At 36.3% G+C, this 5,643-nt stretch carries 5 protein-coding genes and 2 pseudogenes; 1 reads left to right on the top strand and 6 read right to left on the bottom strand.

The window, feature by feature from the left end; translation table 11 throughout:
* On the top strand, nt 1–221 hold a 221-nt coding region (locus JCM21531_RS23185), incomplete at its 5' end, for a hypothetical protein (RefSeq protein WP_243467875.1).
* On the opposite strand, the gene tnpA is transcribed toward JCM21531_RS23185, so the two are convergent.
* The 6 genes and pseudogenes from tnpA to JCM21531_RS16500 form a co-directional block, all read right to left on the bottom strand.
* A complete protein-coding gene (tnpA, locus tag JCM21531_RS24695) occupies nt 131–346 on the bottom strand; it encodes an IS66 family insertion sequence element accessory protein TnpA (RefSeq protein WP_369347727.1) in 216 nt (71 codons plus the stop codon). The two genes, JCM21531_RS23185 and tnpA, sit on opposite strands and share 91 nt — an antisense overlap.
* 980 nt (nt 347–1,326) lie before the next feature.
* Nucleotides 1,327–1,917: a DUF4291 domain-containing protein gene (locus JCM21531_RS16475; protein ID WP_038291454.1), complete on the bottom strand. Its 591-nt coding sequence runs from the start codon at nt 1,915–1,917 to the stop codon at nt 1,327–1,329.
* 40 nt (nt 1,918–1,957) lie between these two features.
* Nucleotides 1,958–2,464, bottom strand: coding sequence for a hypothetical protein (locus tag JCM21531_RS16480; RefSeq protein ID WP_038291456.1), 507 nt, complete (start codon nt 2,462–2,464; stop codon nt 1,958–1,960).
* Nucleotides 2,465–2,962: 498 nt separating this feature from the next.
* Nucleotides 2,963–4,226, bottom strand: a pseudogene (locus JCM21531_RS18105) (IS110 family RNA-guided transposase).
* Between the two features lie 182 nt (nt 4,227–4,408).
* The gene (locus tag JCM21531_RS18110; RefSeq protein ID WP_054847172.1) at nt 4,409–4,609 is read right to left on the bottom strand and encodes a hypothetical protein; all 201 of its coding nucleotides are present in this window, start codon (nt 4,607–4,609) and stop codon (nt 4,409–4,411) included.
* Between the two features lie 292 nt (nt 4,610–4,901).
* Nucleotides 4,902–5,643: pseudogene (locus JCM21531_RS16500) on the bottom strand (transposase); the annotation flags it as partial.

Below are 5,643 nucleotides of genomic sequence, written 5' to 3' on the forward strand. Positions count from 1 at the left end.
ATAGCGACATCAACACCTGGCAAACTTTTTTCAACAATTCTAAGTCTGTTTCCGTGTTTACAGCGACATTGCAACCATTAATTTTAATTTCCAATGTGGCTTTTGCGGGGTGTACCGGTTTCGGTGCGAGCTACATCCATCCGCTTGGTACTTTGGTTTTGGATTGTTTTACTTCTTCAAACACTGTACACTTTGCTTTACTGACTTTCTTCTGCCAATAATAGTATGTAGCTTTGCTTACTCCATTCATTCTGCAAAATTCTTTGATACTTTGCCCACTTTCAAGCCGGGTTTGTATTAATTCCGCCCACTTAGATAATTGTTGTTCAGATGTTACTTTTTGCATGTCTATACAATCACTCCGTTTAATTATTTCTACAGTGATTGTATCAACTACGTAACTATTCTACTATGTAACGATCTATTTGACGCTTACGTATCAACTGCTCAACTATTCTACTATGTGACGATCTATTTGACGCTTACAAAGAACCTCGGCTGTATGTTTGCCTACAAGCCGAGGATTTTTGTTATTTAATATAGAGATAGTTCATTTGATTATTTGGAATTTGATACAACTATTCTGAAGTTATTTTACTCAGATGATATTTAGCAACTGTAAACATCAATTTCATAGAACTTCTACAAATGCATAGACTCTCATTTAAAAGATTTAAACTTTAAAATTGCACCTAAGCAGTAACCAACAGTTACATCATTATCAGCTTCTGTTCCTTCTCATCTGCTGTACTAGGGATCGTTTTTACGTAATTAAGAACACTTCTTCAAGTTGTTTTACAATTTGCTCAATTTCCTCAGTATTCCTGAAAAAAGAAATTCCCAGCACAAATACATGTATTATAACATAAAGCTGTACAACTCTTTGGCTTATATTGACCAATAATATTCAACCAAGCTTCTTTAATTATTGTCACATCGAAGTATTTCTGTCATTTCAATATTTATAATCAGGTTCTGATGTATTCAAATTTTCATCCACATGCAGCGATTTTTGCCAAACAAGAAGTAATTAAGGCAATATATATCAGCAGGTAAATCCATAAAAATATTCTTGATTCCGAGCTCTAAAAGTATTGAAATAGCTTCATTATCTGCGTCAATAGCACTAATGGAACTTCGCCATCCTCTTGACGATTAATACAGATTTTTTCATTAAAAAAAGCAAAACTTCCGAACTAACCACTACATGTTTCATATAATAGTGTTTAACTAAATCATTATAAGTTTCATCACCACGTTCCAAATATTTTTATTTTTCAGTAGTCTCTGTCCACCTATTCCTGTGTTCAATCATCCTTTTAAGGCTTATTTATCCATTCCCAATTTACTTCTGATACAATTATCTACAAAGTATATCTTCTCCATTGGAAGCATATGTAAATCAAAATTCCCTTTTTGAATCATGATATTATACTTGCAAACATCTTCGGATATATCTGTGATTTTGAAAATCCATTTTTCCACGTACTTTTTAACTATATCGTCTTTTATCCCAAGTTGAATCGTCCTTCTCCTAATAGGATTGCCATAAATATCCCTATCTGGATCCCACTGACATCTAACGGGTGAAGATATCAAATCACGCTTCCATTCTTCATAAGACAAATAAACACTTGAGTTATAAGTAGAAAGTACTGCTTTTGATAATATTTCATTAAAGCCTTCTTTCAAAATATCAATGGCTAATATTCTTTCTTGATTTTTTTTAGTTCCCCAGCCCGATCTATACATCATCCACAGAAAAGATGGTTTTATCCACGTCATCCTATCAATCTTAAATGACGGGCCGAATGTCCCTAGCCTCAAACACTCTTCAGCTATTTTGCTATTATATGCTTGGTAAACTCTTATCGTTTTATCATTATACTGTGCATAAATCTCATTGGATTCGTGCATAAATTAACACTCCAAAAATTAAAATTTAACACTATTTAAATTAATTAACCTCTTCATCATATATTTTTTTGATATAATCAATAGAACCAATAATCCAATATCTTTCTTCCTTCGGAATATACTCAAAAAAATCTTTATATTCACCCTCCCATTTATCTGGCACATATCTTTCAAATGGTAAAGTTTCTGGATAACATGAGTATAATATTTTACTGTCGAAGTCCACTAACAAGCTAGGTACTAACTCAAGTATAGTATTATAATCACTTTTTAACACTAGTTCTTTTAGTTCTCTACTTTCTGTTTTAAAGTCCTCAATTTTTTTTATGAATACATCTACTGTTTCCTCATTAACTATTGGTATATTAAATCTAAAACTAAAAAAATCTTCTTGAATAATAGAGCCATATCCATTCTGAATATATTCGTCTCTTCTTTTTACAGCATCTAATATCCAAAAATCTCGTTCTGTAACGTACCATGAAAACATACCTTTATGTATGACACCAACAATAATATTCTTAGCGTATTCAGGCTTATATTTCAATTTATAACCTCCTTAATAAATCTCCGCTTTTCTTTCATTTTCTCACTTAATCTTAGATTTTCACTTACTTCAAAACAAGTCATTCGGACAGATATTGTATTGCTGCACAATTATGGATGATAATGTGTATCCCAATGAAACTGTGTCCTCTTTTCAATATCACGGCCATTGGTATCCACATAAACTCCAGCAACAAACCTCCTAAATCCAACTGGGTCAATGCCCTTAATTCCTTCATTCTGTCTGTTCGTGAGGTGGATGTCAGTCAAGCTCTATCACGGGGTCTTAGCCCTTATGGTGTAAATTCATCCCGACTATCCGGCTCATCTTGTCAAAGTGCAAATCTATCATTCAATGTGAAAACATCAGTTTTACTTTTACCGCTTGATTATATATCCCATCGCTTGAGTATCACTGTCAAGAGTCGGCTCAAGCCCAACGCAGTCTTCCCCTTGACTGGCCTACGAGAGAGATGTATTCTTTCATATGAGATATAGATTATGCTGCTTTTGCTTCCGGTCTTTTTATATCGCTGAGCATCTTTTGTGGATCGTACACTATGTCTTTCGTCTGTATCGCATAAAATATCCGTATTAGCTTATTGCTCAATGCAACCAAAGACTGCATCTTCTTCAAGGGTCTTTCCTTCCTGGTCGTATAGTATTGGTGTAAGGCTCCGAATTCCTCATTCGTAGACAGCAAAGGCATACAAATAGTATCGAAGCTACTTCCTTCCTCGTTTGCATATGGTTGTCTGTCCCTTATATTTACCGGAACTATTCTATTTGAGGCTTAGCCCGGATAGCTTTTGTATCAGCTTTGGATGATTGAATCTAGAGATATCACCTACCTCCGCTAGAAGGCCTGCAGCTACCATGAGGCATACACCTTTGATCTCTATCATCTTCTCATACCACGGAATCTGCTTTGCCAATTCCTCAATTAGAGTCATTGTTCTTTCAATCTGTCGCATTTTGCTCCCATAGTCTTCAAGCAACATTGAGAGTTCATTTTCTGCAGATACCCCCCGATGTCCCAATGGAAGTCTTAGCGGATTCAAAAAGTTTCTCGGCTCTCTTTATTCCTACAGCCTTATCTTGTGTTTCTTCCAGATAGCTATGATACCTTCAATGCCTTTTTCAATAACCTTTTTGGGTGTCGGTCATTCACTCAGTATCAACAGAGCAGCCTTTCCCTCCCAAGCGTCAAACACCTTGGTGATTTCAGGGTAATGGATACATATCCACCGACTGATACGGTTCCTGATAGCTGAAAGTTCTTTTACAAGCCGCCATCGGCTGTCCATGGCCAACCGTAGCTCCTTGTAAATGCCTTCCAGAATATATAGCTCAATATATCTCCCATCCTTGACCAGCATTGCTATGCTTTTTGGGTCTTTTCGGTCATTCTTGGTTGGATTGTTAGCATCAAGTTCTTTACTTTTCTTCACATAATGTGGATTTACTAATACAATGCTCATCCCGGTCTTCTTAGTATTCTCAGCTAGGTTGAACCAATAGTGTCCTGTCGGCTCCATTCCGAGTATCACCTCAGTAAAGCCGTTGGATTTTGCTATCTTCGCTGTCCATTCTTCGAACTTTGCAATTCCTTTAGCATTGTTATAGAAAATCAACAGCTTTCCATACTCTACGCCTCTGAAATTGAAAGCTCTAGCGTAATGCTTCTCACTACCAATATCAATTCCAAAGATCAACGTTGTCTCTTTAATTCGCAAAATCTTTTCATTCTGTGTATAATTCATATTGGATGCCTCCTGTGTTTTTGATTTGTGGTTACTTGGTCGCAACTCACATTTCAAATTTTACAGTCAGGCATCTATTTTTTCAAAGGTCATTTTGATTCTTTATAGGAATACTCCTATTTATAATTGTAAGAGAGTGTTTACTCTCTTACAATTATAATACTATTTTTCATAATATGCAATTATTTAATTATTCTATAATTAATTATATTTTCTTCTAGCCATTCTATCCAAGGTGCAGGTAGTTCATATGATGTTCCAGGCGTTTTAGGATCTGTTACTTTTGGTGCAGTCCCTCCTTGATTATTGATATTAGTTTTATACCCTTGTTGAGGTACTAAGTTTTCCTTTAGTAAATCATCAAACCATTTAGGAACTTCCATTTCAATAATTATTCCACCTTGTCTATTTTTATCCCTAAAATATAGAGCATGTTCTAAATTATACGCACTAATATTTAAATCTGCTTTTTTATCAGGTATACTAATTGTCCCATCTTCATTAATTATTATTCTTTCTTGACTAGCTTTAGGATAAGTTCCACCTTGAACTCTGTAATATTTAACAGTATCACCCGTTCCCTCACTACAAGGACTATAACTATTATATAATTCCTGCTACCATATCTCAATCAAAAAGAATTATCTTCCATTGCTTTGCTTCCAGAATATGAAATCAGTTCTTGTTGTCAGCCTTCTCAAATGGCCTGTATTCTGTCCTGGTTTTCATCATGCCGTAAATAATCCTCACAAGCCGCCTTGCCACGCACACAAGCGCCTGTGGCTTGTTCTTGCCCTCTTTAACCTTCTGCTCAAAATACTCCCTGAATACCGGGTGTCTTGGCTTTCCTGACGCCGATACTGCTACCATCTGGATTGCGAGAAAGTGAAATATCGCATTTAGTGCCCTGTTGCCATTCCTGCATCTTTGGTCTTTACCCTTTCCGGCAGAGCTGAATTGCACCGGTGCCAAGCCCATAAACCGAGCCAGCTTGTCTGAGTCTGGGAAGCGGTTAATATCCCCGATTTCAGATATAATCTGCGCTTCTGTAACAAGGTCGATTCCCGGCATTGTATGTAGCTTATAGCCTGTCAAAGGTATCAGCTTTCTTAGTTCACCGTCAATTTCGGCAATCAACTCCTTGTTGTGCCTGATATCCTTTACGATGTTTCTGACTATAAAATCTCTTTCGGGCTGATAGTCCTTTCTTGTGTCTCCATCCCTTTCAATCATGGATATATCTCATGAATGCGCTGTATTTTAAGTGCCTGATGCACCGGCTTTATTGTGTGATATATTTCTTCCGATGTTGTGTTCCATATATACTCTGGTGACGGGTAGTTCTCCCAGAAACATAAGGCACTCTTGGAATCAATTATGGCAAAGAATTTCCTGTAAGACGGGTAGCTATAAGCAA

The sequence above is a fragment of the Acetivibrio straminisolvens JCM 21531 genome (assembly GCF_000521465.1).
Taxonomy (GTDB): Bacteria; Bacillota; Clostridia; order Acetivibrionales; family Acetivibrionaceae; genus Hungateiclostridium; species Hungateiclostridium straminisolvens.